We start from the raw sequence: 23,152 nt of genomic DNA on the forward strand, positions 1-23,152 counted from the left end.
GTGAAAAGAGCCAAAATGCTACTTGTCGTCATTTTAAGCTTGCTCCTCGTTGGGTGCTGGGACCAGCAAGAGATTACCGCCCTCGCCTCCATTTCAGGATTAGGCTTTGATGTGGGCAGCTACGCCCACACCATGCGTATTTCGGTGTTAACATCACCGCCCCAACCATTCGGGGGTGGAGGTGGGGGGGGTGGTAGCAGACTGCGTGTTATCACCGTAGAAGCGGCATCCTTTACTGAGGGTATAACATTGCTGCAAGGACATTTGCGCCGCGAGCCGTTTTTTCTGCATCTCGGCTTTGTTGTCTTTGGCGAGGAGCTAGCTAAGAGCGGGCTCGATGGGGTGCTATCCGCCCTGCAGGGGCGTACGACGATTCGTGGCTCTGTGCCCGTCTTTGTGGCTCAGCAGACGGCAGAGGAGACGCTTAAGGCTCGCTCGGGGGGTGGGCATGCTCCCGGCGAAGATGTTGCTGATCTACGTGATAATTTTGCTACGGCCCCACTAGGTCGCCACGTTAGTATTCACGAGGTGCGTAACACTTTGCTCGCACTGGGTAGTGAGCTAACCTTGCCCATCTTGGAGCTTGCTCCACTACGACTACAGGCTGGCGACGAAACTCCTGCGACTGGGGTCGGGGTCGCTGGCGAACAACTGCACGAGGTGTTTGTGCGGCGGATGGCTGTGTTTAGCCGCGACAGATGGGTGGCGGACTTAGATCAGTACTTAGTGCAGACCTTTGTCATGCTTAAGGGGGATACTAGAGTCGGCAGCGCTACCATTGTCGACCCCGCCGATCCCACCAGTCATATGGGGCTTACTATTGTGAACTTCTCCGCGCGGTTTGATATCAAGAGTGGCGAAGAAACCGTCGAAATTACCATTTCGCCTCGCGTGCGGGCGGTAGTGCGCGAGGTTACAGGTACCTACAGCCTGCGAGATAGGGGGTTTGCGCCCATCGCCATGAACTTAGAGCAGGACATAGATCGCCAGGTACAGCAGGTGGTGGCCTTCTTGCAGGAAAACCAAGCCGATGCCTTAGGGTTTGGTCATATGCTGCGCCGTAGTAATCCCGCGGCGTGGTCTAAGCTAGAAGATCGTTGGAGCGAGGTTTTTCCGGCGGTGACTGTGCGCGTGAACACCGAGGTGAAAATAGAGGGCACGGCCATGGTGGCCAGATTCTTCGAAGTTAAGCGTGAGGACTAATGCACTTTGCGACAGCGGGGACGGTTCTTTTTGTCGGTATTTGCGACAAAAAGAACCGTCCCCGCTGTCGCTGATCTCTTGGACATAAACAAAGACCCCGCCGGATATACTCCCATGGGGGGTGTATATTTTGCGGGGTAAGTTGTTTTTCGCATTAGTCGCAGTAGTTGCGGCATTGCTTGGTGTTTGGACAGTCTATCAGAGCTATATTGATTCGTCTCCACTAGGGACAGATGGTAGAGAAGTAAGACTCTACTTTTCTAACCGCGAGGGCACGCAAGTCGTGGGCGAAAACAGGGCGCTGGCAGGGACAATTACGGCGGAGAAGATTGTTCGCGAGCTTATCAAAGGACCAGAGGCCCCTCACCTCTACCCGACTTTGCCGCCTAGCACGAGGCTCCTGAGTTTGCTTGTCCAAGGGCGAATTGCCTATGTAGACTTCTCGCGCGAGGTCCAAGACAATTTTCTGGGCGGCACGGCGGCTGAGTTGATGCTCGTGTACTCGGTGATTGCCTCCCTCACTGAAATGCCAGATATCGCGTCAGTGCAATTTCTCTTAGAGGGTCAAGTTAAAGAGAGTATTTGGGGGCATATCGACACTAGTGTCCCTCTGACACCAGACGCGCAGTTTATAGCCAGATAAACCAGAGGAACGCTGCACCGATGGTGACTGCCACTATCGTCGTAGGCACGCCAATCTTCATAAATTCACCGAAAGAAACGCTATGCCCTTGCCGCCTCAACATGCCGACAGCGACCACGTTAGCTGAGGCACCGATAGGGGTGATATTGCCCCCTAGGCTAGTACTGAGGACAAAGGCAAACATAAAGAGCAAGGGATTAACGCCCATGCGTTCTGCTAGTAGCTGTGCTACCGGCAGCATGGCAATGGTGTAGGGGATGTTGTCTACCAAGGCGGATACCGCCACGGAAACGACCACAATCAGCAGGAAGGCAGTAAGCAGGGAGTCACCCGCGAGAACAGTCATGACATTGGCGACTTCCGTTATCACCCCCGTTACAGTGAGGCTACTAATGAGGACAAAGAGTCCGGCCAGTAAAAAGAAAGTCTGCCAGTCGAGCTTCGTCAATTCCATAGCAAAGAGGTCGTTGCTGTAGTTCCACAGTAGCGCCACTAGGCCGACCGCAACAGCAATGAGGCCCGGCAAGAAATCTGGTCTGCCCGGTACAAAAGAGGAACCGGCAAGCAGCATCACCAGTAAGCCTATAAAGAGCGTCGGTGTCCAAGAATAAACGCTAGGTAATTCCATCTTGCTGACAAAGCCTTTTGCATTGCGGAGAAACCTAAAAACGATGAACATGGCCGCGATAAAGCCGATTTGTACGGCGAAAAAGATGCCCGGCCTATTGTTTACCCAAAAGAAATCCATAAAAGTAAGGTTAGCGGCCGTAGCCAAGAGTATGCTTGGTGAGTCGCCGATCATGGTGGCTACCCCCTGCATGTTGGCGGCTATCGCTACCGAAATAAGTACGGGCACAGGTGAGGCTTTAACTTTGCGCGCTGTCTCTAAGGCTAGGGGCGCGACAATAAATACCGTCGCCACGTTCTCTACAACTGCGGAGAGCAGGCCAGAGAAGACGACAATAGATAGAAGAGAGAGCGCCGCGCTGCCGGAGGCGTTGACCATGCGCGTAGCCATGTAGGCTGGTGCTCCCGAGGCGACAAACAGCTCGGCTAAAATCATGGTGCCGAAAAACAGTCCTAGAACATTCCAATTTAAGGCTTGCCAGGCTTGGTTTATGGTGATAATGCCCATCACCACGAGGAGAAGTGACGCGCCCCAGACAAAGTAGAGTGAACGTTCTCGTTTTAGGATGAGCAAGAGATAGGTGAGGCCGAATACCAGGACAGCAATGGCTTGGTCGTTCAATTTAAACACCTCCGAAAATCTACACACATTACAAAGACCTCTGCCCGTTAGGACAGAGGTCTCGCTGCAAAGCATCGCTTTGTGCAGGGCCGGCGCGTCAGCGCGAGATGGCGACCATGCATTATTAGCTACTCCCCTCATGTGCACTAACAGTGTATCAGATTAGGTTGGCACTCACAACCCACTTTTAGTAGTATCCCCGCGCTCTCCTCGCATTGACAAGCCCACATGGCTCAAGGATAATTGGGGGGTACAGATGTAAGTGAGGGTGAGAAAATGAGCGCCATATTGGTCAAGGGTGGTAATAAACTTAAAGGCGAAGTGTCGGTCAATGGGTCTAAGTATGTGGCTCTCGCAGCTATACCAGCAGCGCTTTTAGCGAACAGCCAGGTTGTTCTGGAGAATATTCCGGACCTAAGTGACGTGCGCGTTTTCTGTGAGATTCTAGAGGGGATGGGGGCAAGGGCCTCCTTTGGGGGCGGAGTTGTCACTATCGACCCTCGGGGACTACGCCACGCGGTTCCTAACCCGGCCTTAGTGAGGCAGTTGCGTGCTTCTTACTACCTGCTAGGTGCCCTGCTCGGCCGCTTTGGTGAGGCGGAAGTGGCCTTGCCTGGCGGTGATGATATCGGTCCCCGACCCATCGACCAGCATGTCAAGGGTCTGTGTGCACTAGGCGCCGAGACAAAGATCCTGCACGGACATATTAAGGCGACATCGGTGGGGCTTAAAGGTGCCTCCGTCTATCTTGATGTGGCTAGCGTGGGGGCGACGATAAATATCATGCTCAGCGCGGTTCTTGCCGAAGGACAAACCATCATCGTCAACGCCTACCCGGCTCCGTGGATTATTGATCTCGCCAACATGCTTAATGCGATGGGGGCGAGAGTCTATGGGGCAGGCACAGAAACAATTCGCATTCAGGGTGTGAAAGCGCTCCATGGCTGCCAGCATGCCATTATTCCTGATCAGAGCGAGGCGGCCACCTTGATGATTGCCGCTACCCTCACGGGGGGAGATGTAACGCTCCAAAATGTCATCCCCCTCCACTTGGGGTCAGTTACTGCTAAGCTACGCGAGACTGGGGCGGTAGTCTTACCTACGGAAGACAGTATTCGTGTCATCGGCCCACAGCGCCCTTCGGCCGTGAATGTCAAGACGCTGCCGTACCCAGGTTTCTTTACGGATTTTCAGGCACCCATGAGTACTCTTCTAACAGTGGCAGAAGGAACGAGCCTAGTCACAGAGACCATTTGGGAAGACCGCTTCAGGCATCTGGAAGAGTTGATCAACATGGGGGCTAAAGTTCGTTTTGAAGGGCGTAGCGCTTACATAGAGGGCGTGCCGAAACTTACAGGCGCTCTCGTGCGTGGAACCGACTTACGGGCGGCGGCCTCGCTGGTCATGGCGGGCATGGTGGCCGAGGGGGAGACGCTGGTAGAAGGCATTATGCACATGGACAGAGGTTATGAAAAACTAGACCAAAAGCTGCGCGCGCTTGGGGCCGACATCACCCGGCAATAAGGGCGTAATAAAAAAACTATTTGTCGTGAAAGGTATTTGTTGGTCGTGTAGCGAAGATATGTCTAGGTATTTGTTGGACATGGATGGTGGTTACTATGAGTTCATCAAGATGGCGGACCTACCGGAGTCTCTTAGTCATGGTGTCGCTCTGCATTGCGGTGATTGTAACTTATCTATGGCCTTTACCAGCACTTAACGCTTTGCTAGTTCTTGTGCTTGGCACGGTGGTTGGAGCTATTTACTACGGCTGGGTAGGCACGGGCATCGTCATGGCGGTGTATGCCGTGCCTGTAGCAGTTATGCACCTGCTAAATCGCGCGTCCATGGCGGAGTGGGCGTTGCTTTTGGCGACGATTTTTTTAGCCGTTCTCATAAGTTACCTTGCCATGCTCATCTCGGGACAAATTGTGCAGGAGCTTCGCCACAGGCGCCTAAAAACTCGCCAATTGCAGCGGGAGTTACGGCGCGTCAGATGTGTTTTGCATGCCACCGAGGAGATTATGAGGCGGTCTGACGTCCCAGATATTTTCGACACTGCCGTCAAGCGTGCGTGTAATATTTTGGGTGGCCATGGAGCGGGTGTCTGGCTATGGGAGGGCGAAAACTATACGCCGGTCTGCTTGGTAGAGTGGCCGAATGAAGTGCTGCCAAGTAGTTTTGTCGAGCGCAGAACAGAGCCAGCCAAGTATGAGGCTAGGCATTTTTATGAAGGCGGGCACAATGTGCTGCAGGCCACATTCCCCCATGGTGAGCATGCTGGCATTATCGCAGTTGTGGTCAAGGGTCCCCGACGTAAGTATAAAACAGCCCTGCAATCGCTCACTTCTTTAGCGCGTCTCCTAGGCGTCGCCTTGGCTAATGGCCGAACTCTAGAGTCGCTGCGTGTATCAGCAGACTATCTCTCCCTGCTCAACGAACTAGGGCGGCGATTTGCGTCGAACTTGAGCTTAGAGGACTTGTTCAGTACCATGTACCGCGAAGTGCGCAAAGTTATGGACGCGGAGGCCTTTTTTGTGGCCCTGTACAGTGCTCCGCAGCAAGAAATCGACTTGCGCTACATCTTTGACCAAGGAACTAGAATTGCTCCGATGAAGTACTTATTGAACGACGGGCCTACATCGCGCGCCATCAAGTCACGAAAACCGGTGCTCTATCATGCTGATGCACGTCTCATTCCTGGCGTGACGGTTATCGGTCTAGACACGCGCGTAGTGCAATCTGTGCTAGTGGTTCCTATATTTCTTGAGGACAAGGTCGTGGGTGCGCTTTCCGCACAGAGTTACAATGCCCACGCTTATTCCGAGGAGCATGTGCGCGTCTTATCCATTATTGCCAGCCAAGCCGCTATAGCTATAGACAATGCTAAACTCTATGAGCAGACTCTAAACATAGCGATGAGTGATGGCATGACTGGGCTAGCCAATGCGCGCTCACTGCATCAATTTCTCGAGGACTTACTGCAAAACGCGCACACTAACGGCCGTGAGGTCTCGCTTCTCATGCTCGACTCCGACTGTCTAAAGTTAATAAACGATAAGTTTGGGCACCTAGCGGGTGATGACCACATCATCAACCTGGCTGAGGTGCTGAGGGCCAATGTTAGAATTGGCGATTTGGTTGCGCGCTACGGCGGAGACGAGTTTGTCGTGGTTCTGCCTAATACCGCGACTGAAGAAGCCTGCCTAATTGGCGATCGCATTCTCTCCGCTGTGCGCCAGACGCGGCATCAGGCAGGCAATATAAGCATGGCTGTCACCACGAGTGCCGGGGTAGCGACCTACCCCCACGACGCCACCACTGTCGACGAGTTGATTCGAGCTGCGGATGTAGCCATGTACCGCGCCAAAGAGGCTGGCAAAGACAGGGTAGTCTACGTGGGGGACCAGGTAGCTAGGACCGCCTAGCCTTGCCGGAGATGTTGACGATGTCGATGGCGATAACGGTAGTTTTAGCCATCCCTGCGGCGGTAACGGGCGAAAACGGCACTTGTGCGTGTTTCTCAGTCAGCGCCGTTAAGGCCATCAATTTTTCCTCGGCATCACTTACAAAGCGTGCCACACCCTCTACGATAGCACTGCGATAGTAGGTTCCATACTCGCATGCGCTGCCGCCACTTTTTATACCGTCTAGAAATGATACGGCAAAAGTGCACTGTGGGTTCTGGCGGAGGATTGTAATCTTGCGCCCCTCTGGTGCGCAGTGAAAGTAAATGCTTTGTTTATGCCAGACGAAATGAAGCGGAATGGCGTAGGGTATGTTATTCTCAGCAAGGGCTAAGTACCCAACAGTGGCCTCGCGCAAGTAACTCTGTGCTTCTTCATGGTCCACAGCGCGGTCAAGACGTCGCATATCCATCATTTGTTTCCTCCTCATGGCGGTCTGTTGTTCGCCATATGCTAGCAATATGATATCTCTAAAACGGCGCTCTGGAAAGGAGGGGGATTTCGGTGGAGATCGTGATATGCCAACTGACTCTCGAAGCCCTAGATAACAATCTTAAAGAGTACCTCACCCAAAACTGCGCGGACGACACTGTGCTAGTAGCTAAATGTATCGGATGTTGTGGGGAATGTGCCTCAACATATGTCGTTCTAGTTGATGGCGACCCTGTCGTGGCCAGTAGTCGCGAGAAATTGCTAGAGCGTTTGCACTCGCTTTAAAGACAACGAGAGGGAAGCTAGAGGTGAAGGGCGCCATGTGGCAAGGCATAGAGAGATGGTTGTCTTTTGACCCGGGCCGACGCGGCTTTGCGGGTAATTTGCGACCAGGTGACTTAGAACGTGGGACGAGGCGGCTGCAAAGTGCTAATAGCATTGCTGTCGCTACAGGGTTTTTCATCCCAGCGGCGCAGGCAGTAGAGAACGATGGCCCCTTGGGGGCTGTTTTTCTGGCTCGGGCACTGCTCGCTTTAGGTAAAGAGGTAGTTTTACTAGTTCCGGATACGGCAGAAGCGGCGTGCCAAGTGTTGTGCCAAGCGCTCGGCCTCAATTGCCGAGCGGTGCTCCTGTCGCCAGGACTCGTGAGCGAGCAGTTTATAGAGCAACTAGGTTGCGACACACTGGTCGTCATCGAATACCCTGGTCAAGGGGGGGACAAAACCTGTCGCAATATGCGAGGCGCGGACATAACCCCGTACGTTCCGCTGCTTGATACGGCCTTCAACTACGCTAAACAGTGCGGTATCTTTACCATAGCGGTGGGGGATGGCGGCAATGAACTAGGTTGTGGCGGTAGAGGCAGTGTGGCGGTAGCACCCTGTGGCACCCCCATTGCGGCAGTGACTGAAGCAGAGGTGGTGCTCGCTGCTGGGCTAAGCAATTGGGGCGTTTATGCCCTCTTGGCAGCTTTGTCACTTCTAGAGAATAAGAATATGGTACCAACTCCGAGTGAGGAGCGTAGTCTCTTAGAGAAATTATGCCAGGTAGGAGTGGTAGACGGCTACCATTGCTTATGCCAAGCGACGGTAGACGGGCAAGCAGCCGAGGTGTTAGCCGATGTACTACAAGATCTGCATAGAGCGGTGACAGATAGTCTTGACACACAGCGTAGCGTGGCTGTATCGTCAGTTTGGGTGGCAAACAGTTAATGAGCAGGAGGAGAAAGATGAATACCAAAGAAATCATGGCTTTAGCACTAGAGCTTGCCGGTCTTACAGAGGTACCCTCAGACTCGGCCATTCTCGTGGCAGGTGAAAACATTAAGCGCGTACTGGTGGGCGTCGACATGGGCACAGCCGAAATTATGCTGGCCAAAGAGCTTAAAGTTGATTTGGTCATCGGGCATCACCCCGTTGGCGGAACGGCTCGCACCGAATTTCCTGAGGTCATGAAACGCCAAGTAGACAAAATGGTGAGTGCTGGCATCCCAATTAATAAAGCGCAAAAGGTCTTAGCCAAAAAGATGGGCGAAGTTGAGCGCGCTGGGCATGCCGCGAATTATGATCAGGCTTGGTCGGCGGCGAGGCTCCTCAACATGCCCCTTATTAGTCTTCATTCGCCAACCGATATACTGGCGGAACGGGCCGTCGAAAAGAAAATTGCCGACAAACTAGGTGACAATCCGCGTGCCACCTTGCAAGATGTCTTAGATGCCCTAGGGGAGATGCCGGAGTACCAAAAAACCCTGGCTAAACCAGTAATCAGGGTGGGTTCGCCCAAGGACTTTGTCGGCAAGCCACTCGTCATCATGGCAGGAGGCACTAATGGCGGGGTTGACGTCATTAAAGCATATTTTGAAGCCGGTATTGGCACCACTATCTCTATGCACATGCCCGAGGACGTTATCAAGGCGGTTAAAGAGCAAAACATTGGCAACTGCATTGTGGCAGGGCACATGGCGAGCGACTCGGTGGGCATCAATATCTTTCTCGCAGCACTCGCGGAGAGAGGCATTGAGGTCTTACGCATGAGTGGAGTTATAGATCCCAAGTAAATGATAGAGAATTCTAGCCTAAGGAGGAAGTAGATGCAAATTGCCGATCGCATTACGAGCATGCCCAAGTACCTGTTTGCAGAAATAGACAGGCTGAAGTGGGAGGCGCGGGCCAAGGGAGTCGACCTCATCAACTTGGGGGTGGGTGACCCAGATGTACCGACGCCGGATTTTATTGTCAATGCTATGGTTGATATTGTCAAAAATCAGCCTGCCACACATCAGTATCCGGAGTACGATGGCGATCCAGCTTTTCGCCGCAGTGCCGCAGCCTACTTAAAAAAGCGCTTTTCACTCGATGTTCACCCTGACAAAGAGTTAGTAGCTTTGATTGGCTCCAAAGAAGGTATAGCCCATTTTGCTTTGGCGGTGGCAAACCCGGGTGACGTAGTTCTAGTGCCCGACCCTGCCTACCCAGTCTACTACATGTCGGCAGTTCTCGCGGGTGCCGAGCCATACCTTATGCCTTTGCTAGAAGAGAATGACTACCTGCCGGACTTTGCCGCCATACCCGCACACATACTGCGACGTGCCCGACTAATGTACTTAAACTACCCCAATAATCCCACCGCCGCAGTGGCAGACCTGTCTTTTTTTGCTAAGGCGGTCGCTTTCGCCAAGGAACATAATATCGTCATCTGCCACGATAACGCCTATGCCGAGATTACTTTTGACGGTTTTGTGGCCCCAAGCATACTGGAAGTACCGGGCGCCGAAGACTGCTGCATTGAGCTCTACTCGCTGTCTAAGCCGCTCAACATGACAGGGTGGCGCATTGCTTTTGCCTATGGACAAGAGAAACTTATCGCGGCTCTCCGCAAGGTTAAAACGGCGACTGACAGCGGGCCCTTCACGGCTATTCAGTTCGCGGCCATAGAGGGGTTAGCTAACCCCGACGCGACGATAGCCGGCATGCGCGATATCTATACGGCACGTCGTGACCGTGTTATCGCGCTGCTCAAGTCACTCGGGCTACCCTGTGCTTCGCCAAGGGCTTCGCTCTATGTGTGGCTACGAGTGCCAGAGCAGTTTCCTTCTTCGCAGGCCTTTTCCATGGCTCTTCTCGCTAGTCAAGGGGTAATTGTCTCTCCTGGCGTTGGTTTCGGGCAGTATGGGGAAGGTTACTTCCGCATATCGCTCACCACCCCCGATCATCGCCTCGACGAAGGACTCGAGCGCCTACGCAACTTCCTCTTAGAGAGCAAAAGTTAATTGGCTGCGGCTCTAACCATAGGTATTTATAGGCTACCCCCACGCTACTCTAGGCGTGGGGGTAGCCTATGTGCGCCCGGCATGGGCGTTATCTCTAGGGTGAAAGTCCCGAACGGTGAAGGTAGCAGTAACCGTAGCTTAAGGCAAGGGTGTCCGCGGCGACGCGGAATCTGAAGGAAGCCGGCGGCAAACCTCTGGCCCGAGGAACACGAACCTCAAGTGAGGCTAGCGACAGGTGGATGAGTCTGCATAGTGAGACAAAGTCCTTGCTGCCAAAGTCTGTCGAGAGTAAATGAGGCGGGTAGATGGAGGGAAAGATAGCGCTCTTACCCGGGGAGACCTGCCAGCGTACCGACTAAGTTGGGAACTCGTACAGCAATGTGCGACTGAGCGGGCAGGAGTCAGCAGAGGCCATAGTACCCGCCTGCGGGGAAGGGCTGAACATGAAACGAGGTGAGCAAATGACAAGTTCGCGGAAAGAGCAAGGACAGCAGAAAACCCTTAACAGGGGCTCCTCACAGGAGGAAGTGGTGAATACACAGGGGACTGTGAGAGTGCAGAGCTCTTCCCCGGCACAAGTCAAGAGCTACACCTGCGGGACCGAGTATACCCTGCTGGAAGAGATGTTGAAGCTAGATAACATGATGGCAGCCCTCAAGCGCGTAGAGCAGAACAAAGGAGCAGCCGGAGTAGATAAGGTAGACGTAAAATCCCTACGACCCTACCTCAAAGAACACTGGCCTCGCATCAGAGGAGAGCTACTAGAGGGAACCTACAAGCCTCAGCCAGTCCGCCGAGTCGAAATCCCGAAATCCGACGGTGGCATAAGGCTCTTAGGTATACCCACTCTAGTCGACCGTCTAATCCAACAGGGCCTCTCACAAGTTCTAACGCCAATCTTTGACCCCAGTTTCTCAAACAGTAGCTACGGCTTCAGGCCGAACCGTAGCACCCACCAGGCAGTCAAACAGGCAAAACAGTACATTGAGGACGGTTACAGGTACGTCGTTGACCTAGATCTGGAGAAATTCTTCGACCGAGTCAATCACGACATCCTAATGGCCCGAGTAGCCCGCAAGATCAAAGATAAGCGGATACTTGGACTCATCAGAGCCTACCTCAATGCAGGAATTATGGCCAAGGGAGTATGCGTAAGAAGTGAACAGGGGGTTCCACAGGGTGGGCCACTTAGTCCAGCTCTATCGAATATAATCCTTGATGACTTGGATAAGGAGCTAGAGAGAAGGGGACACCGCTTTGTTCGTTACGCCGACGACTGTAATATTTACGTCAAGACGGAGCGAGCAGGGCAAAGAGTCATGGAGGGCGTAAAGAGATTTGTAGAGGATGAACTAAAACTCAAGGTCAACGAGCAGAAAAGTGCTGTTGACCGCCCATGGAAACGAAAGTTTCTAGGGTTCTCGTTCACAGCTGAGCGCAAAACACGTACACGTATAGCGCCCAAAGCCCGGGCAAGATTCGAGGACAAGGTGAGGGAACTCACCAATCGTTCGCGAAGCATGAGTATGGCGAAACGAATTGACCAGCTAAACGTGTACCTACGAGGATGGATGGGATACTTCTGCCTAGCTGACACGCGCAGCGTCATTGAGTCCCTAGACCAGTGGACTCGGCGACGCCTCCGTATGTGCTATTTAAAGCAGTGGAAGAAACCCAAAGCAGTCTACCATAACCTCGTCAAGCTTGGCCTAAGACCAGACTTCGCCAGAAACCTCAGTGGCTCAGGCAAAGGATACTGGCGATTAGCCAACACGCCGCAGATGAACATAGCCCTTGGTTTGGCCTTTTGGGCTAACCAAGGACTATTGAGTTTGGTTCAGTTATATGACAAGCACCGTAGTGTTTCATGAACCGCCGTATACCGAACGGTACGTACGGTGGTGTGAGAGGACGGGGGTTAGTCACCCCCTCCTACTCGATTCACAGGCGAAATCTTCTTGCCACCAGCAGGAATAATTGTTCACAGGGCGAAGTAAAAGCTAGGACAAGCGAAGTATTTTGGAGGGGGGATTAAGGCGTGCTATCTAAACCGTTGCTAGAAGATGTCTTGCTGGCCGCACTCAGCACAGGAGGAGATTTTGCTGAAGTCTTTGTAGAAGATCGCTTCAGCACAACGCTCTCTATGGTCGGGGGCAAGGTGGACAGCGGTGTGTCAGGCCGCGACTATGGCATTGGCATTCGTATTCTCAAGGGAACAAACTATGTCTATGCCTACACGAACGACTACGCTCGCGACAATCTCGTTAAGGTCGCGAAAGAGGCTGCGGCAGCTATACCTGGCCAGCTAGAGACAAGCGGACTCACTTTGCGCTTTATGAAGGATGAGCCGCGGCAGATCAACCGCATCACCATCTATCCCCACGAGGTAGCCAAGGAGCGCAAGGTTGCTCTTATGACTCAGGCTTACCATGTAGCTAAAGGCTACGACCCAGTAATTTCTCAAGTTATGGTGCGTTACTTTGACGAAGACCAGAAAGTGCAAATTGCCAACTCTAGCGGTCTCTATGTTGAAGACCGCCGCGTGCGCACGCGCACGTCTATTACCGCCATTGCCTCTAAAGGGGCAGAAAAGCAGTCAGGGTTTTACGGCCCGGGTAGTCATAGGGGTTTTGAGTTCTACGATACTATTAACATCGACGATTACGCCCGCGAGGCAGCCAGAATAGCCACCACCATGATACACGCGCCTTATGCTCCTAGTGGGCGCATACCGGTTATTATCGACAACGAATTCGGCGGGGTTATTTTCCACGAGGCCTGTGGTCATAGCTTGGAAGCAACTTCGGTGGCCAAGAAGACGTCAGTGTTTGCGGACAAGTTAGGCGAAAAGATTGCCTCTGATGTCGTGAGCGCGGTGGATGACGGCACCATACCTAATGCTTGGGGCAGCCTCAATGTCGATGACGAGGGGCATCTCTCACAGCGCAATCTACTTATTGAGAATGGTGTGCTTAAAGGGTACATGATCGACAAGTTTAACGGTCGCCGCATGAATATGCCTGCTACCGGCAATGCGCGTCGTCAGTCCTACAAGTTCGCACCTACCTCCCGCATGACGAACACCTTTATTTTACCGGGCAAAAGTACGCGCGATGAGATAATCGCGGCGACAGAATACGGCCTCTTCGCCCGCTACATGGGGGGCGGCTCGGTTAACCCAGCTACAGGCGAATTTAACTTTGCCGTCAATGAGGGCTACTTGGTCCGTAATGGCAAAATTGCCGAGCCGGTCAGGGGCGCTACTCTTATCGGCAAGGGGTCGGACGTGCTGATGTTAATCGACATGGTGGCAGACAATTTGGCCTGTGGGCAAGGTATGTGTGGCTCTATAAGCGGCTCTTTGCCTGCTGATGTTGGGCAGCCAACACTACGTGTCTCAGAAATGATTGTCGGTGGTAGAAAGGGGGACAAGTAAGTGGAAGTGAGAGCATTCGTCGACCAACTCTTTGCTCTCGGTCATCGCCAAGGCTTTAGCGATATGGAGGCCTATGTGGCGATGCGCAATCTCTTTCGCGTTGGGGTATTTAAGTCCGAAATAGATAGCTATACCCTAGCTGAGTCGCGCGGGCTGGCCTTTCGCGGCTTGATTAACGGCCGCATGGGGTATAGCTTTACCGAGAATCTGGCACTAGACTCCGTTAGAATGCTGGTCGAAGACGCCGCCGCCAATGCCTTGATTATTGACAGTGAAGACATAGAGGAGATTTATAGCGGGGTTTTATCGGATACATACCACGAGCTAGACTCTTTTTCACCGGAGCTTGAAGAAGTGCCGGCGGCAGACAAAATAGCTTGGGCGAAAGACTTGGAGCAAAAGGCCTATGCTTTGGATAGTAGGGTGTCCACCGTACAAGTCAGTATGGGCAACAGTTCTGGAGAGACGCGCATTATGAACACCCGGGGGTTAAATTTGGCCCACAAAGGAAACTTTGCCGATAGCTACATCGCGGTGGTGGCCAAGGAAGGTGACGACACTAAGAGCGCCTACGCCTTCTTCTCTTCGCGTGATTTCGCTAAGTTTGCGCATGCTGAACTAGCCAAAGAAGCGGTACAAGAGGCTACCTCTCTGCTTGGTGCCGAGTCAATTGCCTCTGGCACCTACAAGGTTCTCTTGCGGCACGATGTCGCTAGCGAGCTTCTCGCTACTTTTGCCTCATCCTTTTCTGCCGAGGCCGTGCAGAAAGGGCTCTCTCTCCTTAAAGACAAGCTAGGTGAGGCCATCATGAGCTCGTCTATCACTATCATCGATGATCCCCTCCTCCCTGAACGGCCCAATTCTGCGCCTTTTGACGCCGAGGGCGTTGCCACCAAGACAAAAACAGTGGTGGGAGAGGGCAAGCTAGTTACTCTGCTGCACAATCTAAAAACGGCGAAGAAAGATGGCGTCGCCTCTACCGGCAATGCGCATAAGGCGGCGTTCAATGCCCCAGTAACAGTTGCCCCCACCAACCTCTATATTCAGGCGGGCGGCAAGGTGTACGCCGAACTCGTAGCAGAGTTAGAGAACGGCCTAGTAATCATCGCGGTGCAGGGTACTCATTCCGGTGCCAATCCTGTTTCGGGCGACTTTTCGCTGTCTGCCTACGGCTACCTAGTGGAGGATGGCAAAGTAGTTCGCCCCGTCAACCAAATCACTATTGCGGGCAACTTCTTTGCTATGTTGTCAAATATTCAAGGTGTTGGCAACGACTTGCTGTTTAAGTACGGTTCTGTGGCCTCCCCCTCCTTGCTTATCGGCTCTTTAGCCGTTTCTGGCAAGTAGTAGCGGTAGTCAGCGAGAGCTATGGTAGTGAAAAGAGGCTGACTCGAGTAATGCGAGTCGGCCTCTTAAAGCTTACGCAGTCCCTTGGGTAGATGATTCTTGACCTGCCCTTGTGAGGCCTTGCCAAGCCCAAGGGGGAAGCCCTCGCAGCAGATGAGAACCCAGCCTTCTACGTCGAGAGCACAGGGAATGACATGTCCGTGCAGGTAGGAGAGCAGTCTAGGGTCATCGCTTTTATAGTCAAGGCGCGGAAGATGGGGCGGAGTGAGAGATAGTGCGAAGGCATGGTCGGGGTGAAAGCGCTTCTCGTGTGCTGTGCCGAGCTTAAGACCAAGGCGAACGATGCGTACCCCCACCAGGTCAGGCATGCCTCGCGGTATGCGGTAGAGGGTGTCGCCCTGGGCATGGAGGCGCGCGGAGTCTTGGGAGTATGACGGGCCCGCAAATTCTTGCATCAGTTTCACGGCTTTGCCGGGTGGCGCAGCCGGGCGAAACAAGCGCACTTTAGTCTCTGTTAGTGGTGTCGCTGTGTTCTTGGTCAGTACGGCACTAAACTGACCTTCGCCAGGCACTAGATGCGGCAGCAGGCGAACAGTTGGCTGATGTAACTGCAGCGAGCTCTCTTTGGCCGCCATATTCGCCAAAAGCCATTCATTTTCTTCCTCGGCAAAGGTGCAGGTTGAGTAGACCATTTTGCCACCACTGCGTAGCATGTGCAGGGCAGAAGTGAGGATCTCCTCTTGGCGGGCAGCCGAAGACGCTACGTGTTCGCTCCGCCAGCTTTGTCTTGCGGCGTAATCTTTGCGAAAGAGCCCTTCGCCAGAGCAAGGGGCATCGACTAGGATGCGGTCAAAATAGTTAGGCAGTGCCCGCGCTAGAACGGCAGGGGGTGAGTTAACCACCGCGAAATTGTCTGCACCGAAAGACTCGAGATTGTAAACTAGGGTTTGGGCTCGCGCTGCGTCTACTTCATTGGCGACAAGCAAGCCCTGTCCCTGTAAATGAGCCAGTATTTGCGTGGCCTTGCCTCCTGGTGCCGCTGAGAGATCGAGTACTTTATGATGCGGTTCTACGTCTAGGGACTCTACTGGGTACATGGCGGACGCATCTTGGATATAGTAGAGTCCAGCCCAGTGCAGCGGATGCTGTCCGGGCTTTTCGTCACCAGCATAGTAGTAACCCGCACTGCACCAAGGGACTGGTGAAAGGTGAAAAGGCAGCCAGCGTAGAATATCTACAGGACTTGTTTTCAGGGTATTAACTCGCAAGGCATAGGTGCGAGGTCCTTCTAGGGCGTCGAGCAATGCCTGCCCATGCTGGGGGTCTCGCGCCAGGATACGCGCCACAAACAGGGGGGGTAGTGATGGTAACGGCAGCCGAAGCACCTTCTTTCCAGAGTAAGCTACTGCCTCTGCTCTACTTGGCCTCGCTCACTGTTTTTGTTAGCAATTTTAGTTACTTTCCCTTTGGTACCGCTTTTCGCTTCAGTCTCGCTGTGAGCGCCTTTGCTTTGTTCTTGCTCCTACGTTCTGATGTCAACCCCGCTGTGGGGGGGATAGTCACGGGAGTGGCCATTGTTCTTTTTCGCACCGTGCTCAGCACTTACATGGCGGGCCTGCCCATGGTGCCTGCCTTCTTGCGCCACTACCCCGCAGGTGTGTACTATCTCTGTTTCGGCAGTGGGTTACTCCTGGCGCGTCACCTCGTAAGTAGCACACCTCTGTACATTATTTCACTACTTGGTGCGCTCGACTTTTCCTCGAACATCGCTGAACTTATCTTGCGTGGTGATTTTGCTCTGCGCCTTGAGCCAACTATGTTCTACCTGCTTCTAGCGGTGGCTGCCATTCGAGCCACCTTAACTGGCTTAGCCTATACCGCCTACCTGCAAAAGGAAGATATTCTCAGGCGAGAACAAAGACAAAGGGAGTTTGAGCGCCTGCTGCTCCTGACCTCAGATGTTAACGGCGAATTGCTGTATTTTGAGCATGCTCTGGAGGATGTGGAGCGAGTAATGCACAAAAGTTACCAGCTGTATCACAAACTGCGAGATGACAACCGCGACGAAGCGGCAATTGCGCTCGCGGTGACGCGAGAAATCCATGATGCCAAAAAAGACTTTGCCCGCCTAGGGGCACGCCTAAACGCAGTATTGCTGCGCGAGCGCGCCGACAAAAGTTTGGCCCTGCACACCTTAGTCGAAGTAGCAGTGAAAGCAAATCAAGCACTGGCCCTTGAGTTAGGGAAAAAAGTACAGATTCATTCTGAAATTACGGGTGCTGCGGACATCAGCAATTACCATCACGTTCTGTCAATAATCAATAACTTGATGAGTAATGCTGTCGATGCGATTGTGCATCAGGGCGAGGTTTGGCTCAAGTTGGAGGTTAATGCCAGTAGTTTAGCGGTGACGGTCGCCGATAATGGGGTAGGCATTAACTTAAGTGACCTGCCAATTATCTTTCGCCCAGGTTTTACGACGAAGTTCAACCCGCATAATGGACAAGCCTCTACCGGTCTTGGTTTAGCGCAGGTGCAGAACATTGCGGAGAGTCTCGGTGGCAAGATCACTGTTCGGAGCGAAGTGGGGAGCGGCACCCTGTTTACAGTAACACTGCCTATAGGGGGAAGCTTTGTATGATAAAGTATCTCTTCTACATAGTTGATGACGATATCGCTATTAGGCGCATGCTTAGGGAGTTTGTCCGTGAGGGGCAGCTCGGCGAAGTAGTTGGTGAGGCCGAACGGGGCGATACAGCCCTGCAGTTCTTAGCCAGCACACCGGTCGACATTGTACTCGTTGACTTGCTGCTGCCGGACATGGATGGCATAACATTGGTGCGGTCAGTCAAGTCGAGAGGGGATACTGCCTGTGTGATGATTTCCGAGGTGCAGGCCAAAGACATGGTCGGCGAAGCCTACGAGGCTGGTATCGAGTTTTTTATCCACAAGCCACTTAACTCGCGAGAAGTACAGGCCGTGTTGGGCAAAGTTAGCGAGACTTTGCGCTTGAAAAGAGCGGTAGGGAATATCTATCGTTCAGTTTCTGAGATTGCCAGCGTGGAAAGGCCTGCGCCAAGGTCGCGCACCGACCGAGCGCGCGCTAAAATGAGAGGCGTACTGCACGACATGGGGATAGGTGGCGACAGCGGCGCCCGCGATCTAGAAGAGGCCGCGCTGTTCATTGCCAACTGTCAGGTAGGCGACATGTTCGCGGTGAAGGACTTGCTGTCCTTTGTCGCGGGGGAGAGTCAGACATCACAAAAAGCAGCCGAACAACGCATGCGGCGTGCGATTTCGGCTGCGCTCCGGCACTTGGCGGCGCTAGGGTTAGAAGATTACGGCAACCCCCGTTTTGAGAACTACGCCGCAACCTTCTTTGATTTTAATGAAGTGCGCCGTGAGATGCGTAGTCTCGAAGGGGAGGAAACCTACGGCGGGAAAGTAAGCCTGAAAGGCTTTCTCTCTGCCTTGGCCCATTACTCACTTGCTCCTTAGACTAGCGGATAATCTTGATGTGCTCGGCAGTGGGGTCCTCAGTACCGTAAATCTGGACATCGGCTTTCTTTAGTCTGCGTACATAGTCAATGATGTCCTGCGTCAAGATCTCGCCCGGGCAGATAAGGGGTATGCCCGGTGGGTAAGACATAAGCATTTCAGCGACGATTTTCCCTTTGGCCTGTTCTAGAGGTACGCGCTTACTGTCAGCATAAAAAGCTTCGCGGGGGAGGTAGGCGAGTGCGGGAATAGGTGGCAATTCAATCACCTGCTCGCGCACGTCTTGTACAGTGTACTTGCGCGCAATTTCAGAGAGCGCGTGCACTAGGGCTCGTACAGTTTCCTTGGTGTCAGCGATAGTGACCACACACAAAACGTTGTAGAGATCAGATAGATCCACCTGGATGTGGAAACCCTGACGCAGAATGCGCTCGATTTCAAAACCGGTGATACCTAGGGCACGCACATTGATACAGAGCTTAGTGGGGTCGTAGTCATGGCAGCCAAGTTGCCCGACTAGGTCATTGCCATAAACATAGAGACCGGGGATGTTGTTGTTAATCTCGTAACGTGCCCAGTTGGCAATGTTGATCGCGTGTGTCAACATCTCGTGTCCGCGGAAAAACGCTTGTTTGCGAGAGACGTCAATGGAAGCTAAGAGGGGATAGGAAGGACTTGTTGTCTGGGTCAGATTGAGGGTGGTCTTGGTGTAGTCGTGGTCAACCAAGTCGCCCCGCGTCAAGAGTAAGCTGCTCTGTGTCATGGAGCCGAGCAGTTTGTGGGTGCTCAACGCCGCCATATCCGCACCTGCCTCCATAGCCGAAATTGGCAGGCCGGGGTGAAAACACAGATGTGCCCCATGAGCCTCATCGACCAAGACAGGAATTTCGTAATCCTCGGCGATTTCAACGATGCGTTCTAGCTCGGGGGCCATACCATAGAAAGTGGTGTTAGTAAGCAAAATGGCTTTAGACTCAGGATGCTGGCGCAAGGACTGGCGAACCTCATCCGCAGTAATAGCCATGGCAATGCCAAGGTAGTTGTCGACATAGGGCTGAATGTAGACGGGCTCGGCTCCGGTGAGAACAAGGGCAGAGACAACAGATTTATGAACATTGCGGGGTACAACTATCTTGTCCCCAGGGCGTAGCGTGGTCATCATCATGCAGTGAATGCCGGCGGTGGTGCCGTTACTGAGAAAATGAGCAAACTCCGCGCCAAAGGCCTCTGCCGCTAGTTCCTGGGCCTCGGCAATGGGGCCGTGTGGCTTGTAAATACTGTCTAAATCTGGCATGATAGTGAGATCGATGTTCATGATGTTTCGCCCTACAAAACGGGTGAACTCAGGCAAACCTTTGCCGTGCTTGTGCCCAGGTACATGAAAAGAAAGTGTGCCTGCTCTCACATAGCTACGGAGCGCGTCAAATACGGGAGTTCGGCTTTGCCTGCGCTCAAGTGCAATGCGGGCTTGGTCTTTCCTATTTTTCAATGTGCCGCCTCCTTCTGCCGCTCGCGCATCTTGGCGTGAGTTTGATGACTTATACGCGTATAACGTTATATTAAACGCATAGGGGGGAATCTTCAATAGTTCTACAGCAGACATGGCAGGAAATTTTCAGTCCGCGGCAAAGAGCTGGTCAAAACGGTGGTAAGGAGTGAGCAAAGTGGACGCGCGTATTATATCTCCCGAGGAGTATCTAGGGTTTGCAGTTGGGGCTGACCGCTGCCTTGCTGATTGGGAACAAGTAGTGGGGTATTTTCGCCTGGCTGCAGAAGCGAGCCCGAGAATTGCCTTTTCCGTAATAGGTTCGTCTACTGAAGGGCGGCCGCTAGGTGTGGCGACCATTACTTCGCCGGAGAATCACCTGCACTTAGAGGAGTTTCGCCAAGTGCAAAAGCTTCTCGCCGATCCAAGGCTACTTAGTAATGACGAAGCAGCTTTGCTTTTGGATTCAGGCAAGACAGTGGTGCTTATCACCTGTGGCATACATGCTACCGAAGTGGGAGCCGCGCAGATGAGCATGCAGCTTGCTTACGAGCTGGCGACAGGTGAAGATATAGAGACCAGAGAAATTCTTGCTAACACTATTCTTCTCCTCGTGCCCTCTCTAAATCCCGATGGGCTGGACTTAGTGGTCAATTGGTATAGAGAAACCCTAGGCACTCGTTTCGAAGGGACGGCCCCGCCTGTTCTCTATCACAAGTATGCGGGTCATGACAATAATCGAGATTGGTTTATGTTTACGCAACAGGAGACTCGCCTTGCGGTCCTGCACTTGCACAACCATTGGCACCCGCAAATTGTACTGGATATGCACCAACAAAACGCAGACGGTCCTCGCATGGTGTTGCCGCCCTATATTGACCCATACGACCCGAATGTCGACCCCCTTATTAGACAAAATGCCGCCTGGCTCGGTCAAGCTATAGCAGCAGAGCTTACGGGCAGGGGTAAAACGGGGGTGATGACAAATGTAATTTATGATGCCTACTCCCCCAATCGCGCCTACCAACACTACCATGGCGGGGTGCGTATTCTTGCTGAGGTGGCCAGCGTGCGCCTTGCTACACCCATTGCTCTAGACTTCGGTGACTTACAGGCAGGTCGCGGACAGGACCCGAAAATTGCCACTTGGAATCATCCCGCAGTGTGGCAAGGAGGGGAATGGCGCCTTAGAGACATCGTAGAATATAGTAAGATTTGCGCGTGGGCCTGCTTGCAACATGCCGCCAAGTTTCGCCAGCAATGGTTGCGTAATTTTTATGCTGTGGGGTGCAAGGCCGTTGCCGCCAAAGAGAGCCCTTATGCCTACCTTGTTCCTCGTGAACAAAGGGACGCCCAAGTGGCGCGCGAAATGCTCGAAATACTCATGTTTGCTGGGGTTGAGCTTCATGAGGCAGGGCAAGCGTTTGTCGCTGACGGCATAGACTATGCAGCGGGAACCCGGGTAGTCCTTATGCAGCAGCCCTATGGTTGTTTCGCCAAAACAATGTTAGAAAAGCAGACCTATCCCGACCTACGTCTTTATCCGGGTGGGCCACCAAGACGCCCTTACGATTCCACCGCCCATAGCTTGCCCATGCAAATGGGTGTGGTAGCAGTGGAAGTACGGGCAGCCTTTGTGGCCGAACTGACAAAAGTGACGCACCTCTCGCCGTTTGTACGGTCTGGTCGGCCTAAGCCAAAAATGAAGTGGCTGTACATACGCCCCGAGGCGAACCGTAGCTTCACGGCCATTACGCAGATCATAAAAGCTGGTTACCGGGTGTATAGGTTGTTCTACGAGCTAGACTCGCCACGGCTTCCGCCAGGTACCTTTGTCGTTTCTTCCGCGGCCCACAGGCTGGCTGTAAACTTAAGTGAAAAGTACGGCCTGGAAATCGGCTACCTAGAACATCTAGACCTAGAGGGAGCAGAGCTGCTTAAGATACCCCGTATTGGTGTCTACAAGAGCCATGTGCCCAACCCAGACGAAGGTTGGCTGAGATTTGTGCTTCTGGAGTATGAATTTTGTTTTGACATTTTAGATGATGCCGCGATACGCCACGGGGCTCTTGGCGAACATTATGACGCCATCATCTTACCGTCAGCGCTGACTAAAGTTTTCAGCGAAGGGCACGCACAGGGGACATATCCTGCTCCCTACACGGGTGGGCTGGGTACACTCGGTGCAAAGGCGCTCTACCTTTTTGTCGAGGGCGGGGGCACGGTAGTTGCTGTTGACGGTGCCTGTGAATGGGTAGTACGTGAGCTAGCCTTGCCCGTACGGAATGTCGTTGCTAATTTACCTGAGAGCGAGTTTTACGCTCCTGGTTCATTTCTGCGTGTAGCGCTAGACACACATCATCCTTTAGGGTACGGCATGCCTCGCGAGGCCATCGTGGTCTCTAACCATAGTCCGGCTTTCGCTGTAGACAATGGCGGCAAAATAATCGGAAGGTACCCTGTGGGCAGCCCCCTTGCGGCTGGATGGTTACTTGGCGGCGAGAAACTACAGGGTAGAGCGGCGCTAGTAGAGTGTTCTCTTGGGCTAGGTAGAATCATCTTATGTGGCTTTCGTCCTTATTTTCGGGCCCAAGCGAGAGGAACATACAAGGTGCTTTTTAATGCGTTACTGCACTCTGTCCTAGAAAGGTAGATGGCGCAGGCGATTGGAAGGGACATCCATTTGCGAGGAAAGGCCTGCTCTGATATTCTAAGAGAAGATGGCGAGTGGAGGAGAAGTACATGGATTATCGTAAAACGAAGGTGCAAGCAGTCATATTAAATGGGCACTATGTCCTCATGGTAAGAACGCCGGGGGGCATTTGGGGTTTACCGAGCGGTTATGCCGAAGAAGGAGAGACGCCGGATATCGCTCTCTTGCGTGTTGTCAGCGAGACTACCGGTTATGAGGTGCGGGTCAGAAAGCACCTCACGCGTGAGAAGCTGAACGACGAGAACTGCAGGCTGTTGCTGACTTTTCTGGCGGAGGGTCTCTCTAAGCAGTACGACCCTAAGGCACATAGGGGCCCCCTCGAAGTAGATTGGCGAAGCATACGCTCGCCCGAGCTCAAAGAAGAAATCTATGACAAACACTTGGCGGGCAAAGAAAGAATTTAAGGATAG

General features: G+C 53.1%; 19 protein-coding genes. 15 read left to right on the forward strand and 4 right to left on the reverse strand.

The window, feature by feature from the left end; translation table 11 throughout:
- Both KGZ92_06905 and KGZ92_06910 read left to right on the forward strand, forming a co-directional pair.
- Positions 1-1,203 (forward strand): Ger(x)C family spore germination protein, encoded by a 1,203-nt coding sequence (locus KGZ92_06905; protein MBS3889009.1) that lies wholly within the window; start codon positions 1-3, stop codon positions 1,201-1,203.
- Between the two features lie 130 nt (positions 1,204-1,333).
- Positions 1,334-1,846 (forward strand): GerMN domain-containing protein, encoded by a 513-nt coding sequence (locus KGZ92_06910; protein ID MBS3889010.1) that lies wholly within the window; start codon positions 1,334-1,336, stop codon positions 1,844-1,846.
- On the opposite strand, the gene KGZ92_06915 is transcribed toward KGZ92_06910, so the two are convergent.
- Positions 1,833-3,095: an anion permease gene (locus KGZ92_06915; GenBank protein ID MBS3889011.1), complete on the reverse strand. Its 1,263-nt coding sequence runs from the start codon at positions 3,093-3,095 to the stop codon at positions 1,833-1,835. The two genes, KGZ92_06910 and KGZ92_06915, sit on opposite strands and share 14 nt — an antisense overlap.
- A 276-nt stretch (positions 3,096-3,371) precedes the next feature.
- Between KGZ92_06915 and murA the strand changes: the two genes are divergently transcribed.
- The gene (gene murA, locus KGZ92_06920) at positions 3,372-4,619 is read left to right on the forward strand and encodes a UDP-N-acetylglucosamine 1-carboxyvinyltransferase (GenBank protein MBS3889012.1); all 1,248 of its coding nucleotides are present in this window, start codon (positions 3,372-3,374) and stop codon (positions 4,617-4,619) included.
- A 95-nt stretch (positions 4,620-4,714) separates the two neighbouring features.
- The gene (locus tag KGZ92_06925; GenBank protein ID MBS3889013.1) at positions 4,715-6,523 is read left to right on the forward strand and encodes a GGDEF domain-containing protein; all 1,809 of its coding nucleotides are present in this window, start codon (positions 4,715-4,717) and stop codon (positions 6,521-6,523) included.
- Here KGZ92_06925 and KGZ92_06930 read toward each other — a convergent pair.
- Positions 6,510-6,977 (reverse strand): pyridoxamine 5'-phosphate oxidase family protein, encoded by a 468-nt coding sequence (locus tag KGZ92_06930; protein ID MBS3889014.1) that lies wholly within the window; start codon positions 6,975-6,977, stop codon positions 6,510-6,512. The genes KGZ92_06925 and KGZ92_06930 overlap by 14 nt on opposite strands.
- An 89-nt stretch (positions 6,978-7,066) precedes the next feature.
- Between KGZ92_06930 and KGZ92_06935 the strand changes: the two genes are divergently transcribed.
- From KGZ92_06935 to KGZ92_06965, 7 genes are all read left to right on the forward strand, one after another.
- Positions 7,067-7,279, forward strand: coding sequence for a DUF1450 domain-containing protein (locus KGZ92_06935; protein MBS3889015.1), 213 nt, complete (start codon positions 7,067-7,069; stop codon positions 7,277-7,279).
- A 35-nt stretch (positions 7,280-7,314) separates the two neighbouring features.
- Positions 7,315-8,205, forward strand: coding sequence for a DUF4392 domain-containing protein (locus KGZ92_06940; protein MBS3889016.1), 891 nt, complete (start codon positions 7,315-7,317; stop codon positions 8,203-8,205).
- Between the two features lie 17 nt (positions 8,206-8,222).
- Positions 8,223-9,050 carry a hypothetical protein gene (locus tag KGZ92_06945; GenBank protein MBS3889017.1) on the forward strand — a complete coding sequence of 276 codons (828 nt, stop codon included), beginning with the start codon at positions 8,223-8,225 and terminating at the stop codon, positions 9,048-9,050.
- Positions 9,051-9,083: 33 nt separating this feature from the next.
- Positions 9,084-10,262, forward strand: coding sequence for an LL-diaminopimelate aminotransferase (locus tag KGZ92_06950; protein ID MBS3889018.1), 1,179 nt, complete (start codon positions 9,084-9,086; stop codon positions 10,260-10,262).
- 461 nt (positions 10,263-10,723) lie between these two features.
- The gene (ltrA, locus tag KGZ92_06955; GenBank protein MBS3889019.1) at positions 10,724-12,133 is read left to right on the forward strand and encodes a group II intron reverse transcriptase/maturase; all 1,410 of its coding nucleotides are present in this window, start codon (positions 10,724-10,726) and stop codon (positions 12,131-12,133) included.
- A gap of 167 nt (positions 12,134-12,300) precedes the next feature.
- Entirely contained in the window at positions 12,301-13,698 is a 1,398-nt protein-coding gene (locus KGZ92_06960; protein ID MBS3889020.1) for a TldD/PmbA family protein, read from the forward strand.
- Complete coding sequence (locus tag KGZ92_06965) at positions 13,699-15,045, forward strand: TldD/PmbA family protein (protein ID MBS3889021.1); 1,347 nt, start codon at positions 13,699-13,701, stop codon at positions 15,043-15,045.
- Between the two features lie 65 nt (positions 15,046-15,110).
- On the opposite strand, the gene KGZ92_06970 is transcribed toward KGZ92_06965, so the two are convergent.
- Entirely contained in the window at positions 15,111-16,430 is a 1,320-nt protein-coding gene (locus KGZ92_06970) for an RsmF rRNA methyltransferase first C-terminal domain-containing protein (GenBank protein MBS3889022.1), read from the reverse strand.
- Here KGZ92_06970 and KGZ92_06975 point away from each other — a divergent pair.
- Together KGZ92_06975 and KGZ92_06980 are read left to right on the forward strand one after the other, a co-directional pair.
- On the forward strand, positions 16,409-17,686 hold the full coding sequence (locus tag KGZ92_06975) for a sensor histidine kinase (GenBank protein MBS3889023.1): 1,278 nt from the start codon (positions 16,409-16,411) through the stop codon (positions 17,684-17,686). The two genes, KGZ92_06970 and KGZ92_06975, sit on opposite strands and share 22 nt — an antisense overlap.
- Positions 17,683-18,543 (forward strand): response regulator, encoded by an 861-nt coding sequence (locus KGZ92_06980; GenBank protein MBS3889024.1) that lies wholly within the window; start codon positions 17,683-17,685, stop codon positions 18,541-18,543. The genes KGZ92_06975 and KGZ92_06980 overlap by 4 nt, the downstream gene beginning before the upstream one ends.
- A 1-nt stretch (position 18,544) precedes the next feature.
- Here the strand turns inward: KGZ92_06980 and KGZ92_06985 are convergent, their stop codons facing one another.
- Positions 18,545-20,146 (reverse strand): aminotransferase class I/II-fold pyridoxal phosphate-dependent enzyme, encoded by a 1,602-nt coding sequence (locus KGZ92_06985; protein ID MBS3889025.1) that lies wholly within the window; start codon positions 20,144-20,146, stop codon positions 18,545-18,547.
- A 61-nt stretch (positions 20,147-20,207) separates the two neighbouring features.
- Here KGZ92_06985 and KGZ92_06990 point away from each other — a divergent pair, with 61 nt between their 5' ends.
- Entirely contained in the window at positions 20,208-22,682 is a 2,475-nt protein-coding gene (locus tag KGZ92_06990) for a hypothetical protein (protein ID MBS3889026.1), read from the forward strand.
- An 89-nt stretch (positions 22,683-22,771) separates the two neighbouring features.
- On the forward strand, positions 22,772-23,146 hold the full coding sequence (locus KGZ92_06995) for an NUDIX domain-containing protein (GenBank protein ID MBS3889027.1): 375 nt from the start codon (positions 22,772-22,774) through the stop codon (positions 23,144-23,146).
- Positions 23,147-23,152 lie beyond the last annotated feature (6 nt).

This window comes from Bacillota bacterium (genome assembly GCA_018333655.1).
GTDB lineage: Bacteria > Bacillota > UBA994 > UBA994 > UBA994 > BS524.

Coding starts and splice junctions, on each gene's coding strand:
- murA (MBS3889012.1), top strand. CDS start 3,372: ATGAGCGCCATATTGGTCAAGGGTGGTAATAAACTTAAAGGCGAAGTG.
- KGZ92_06925 (MBS3889013.1), top strand. CDS start 4,715: ATGAGTTCATCAAGATGGCGGACCTACCGGAGTCTCTTAGTCATGGTG.
- KGZ92_06930 (MBS3889014.1), bottom strand. CDS start 6,977: ATGATGGATATGCGACGTCTTGACCGCGCTGTGGACCATGAAGAAGCA.
- KGZ92_06940 (MBS3889016.1), top strand. CDS start 7,315: ATGTGGCAAGGCATAGAGAGATGGTTGTCTTTTGACCCGGGCCGACGC.
- KGZ92_06945 (MBS3889017.1), top strand. CDS start 8,223: ATGAATACCAAAGAAATCATGGCTTTAGCACTAGAGCTTGCCGGTCTT.
- KGZ92_06950 (MBS3889018.1), top strand. CDS start 9,084: ATGCAAATTGCCGATCGCATTACGAGCATGCCCAAGTACCTGTTTGCA.
- ltrA (MBS3889019.1), top strand. CDS start 10,724: ATGACAAGTTCGCGGAAAGAGCAAGGACAGCAGAAAACCCTTAACAGG.
- KGZ92_06975 (MBS3889023.1), top strand. CDS start 16,409: ATGGTAACGGCAGCCGAAGCACCTTCTTTCCAGAGTAAGCTACTGCCT.
- KGZ92_06980 (MBS3889024.1), top strand. CDS start 17,683: ATGATAAAGTATCTCTTCTACATAGTTGATGACGATATCGCTATTAGG.
- KGZ92_06985 (MBS3889025.1), bottom strand. CDS start 20,146: ATGTCTGCTGTAGAACTATTGAAGATTCCCCCCTATGCGTTTAATATA.
- KGZ92_06995 (MBS3889027.1), top strand. CDS start 22,772: ATGGATTATCGTAAAACGAAGGTGCAAGCAGTCATATTAAATGGGCAC.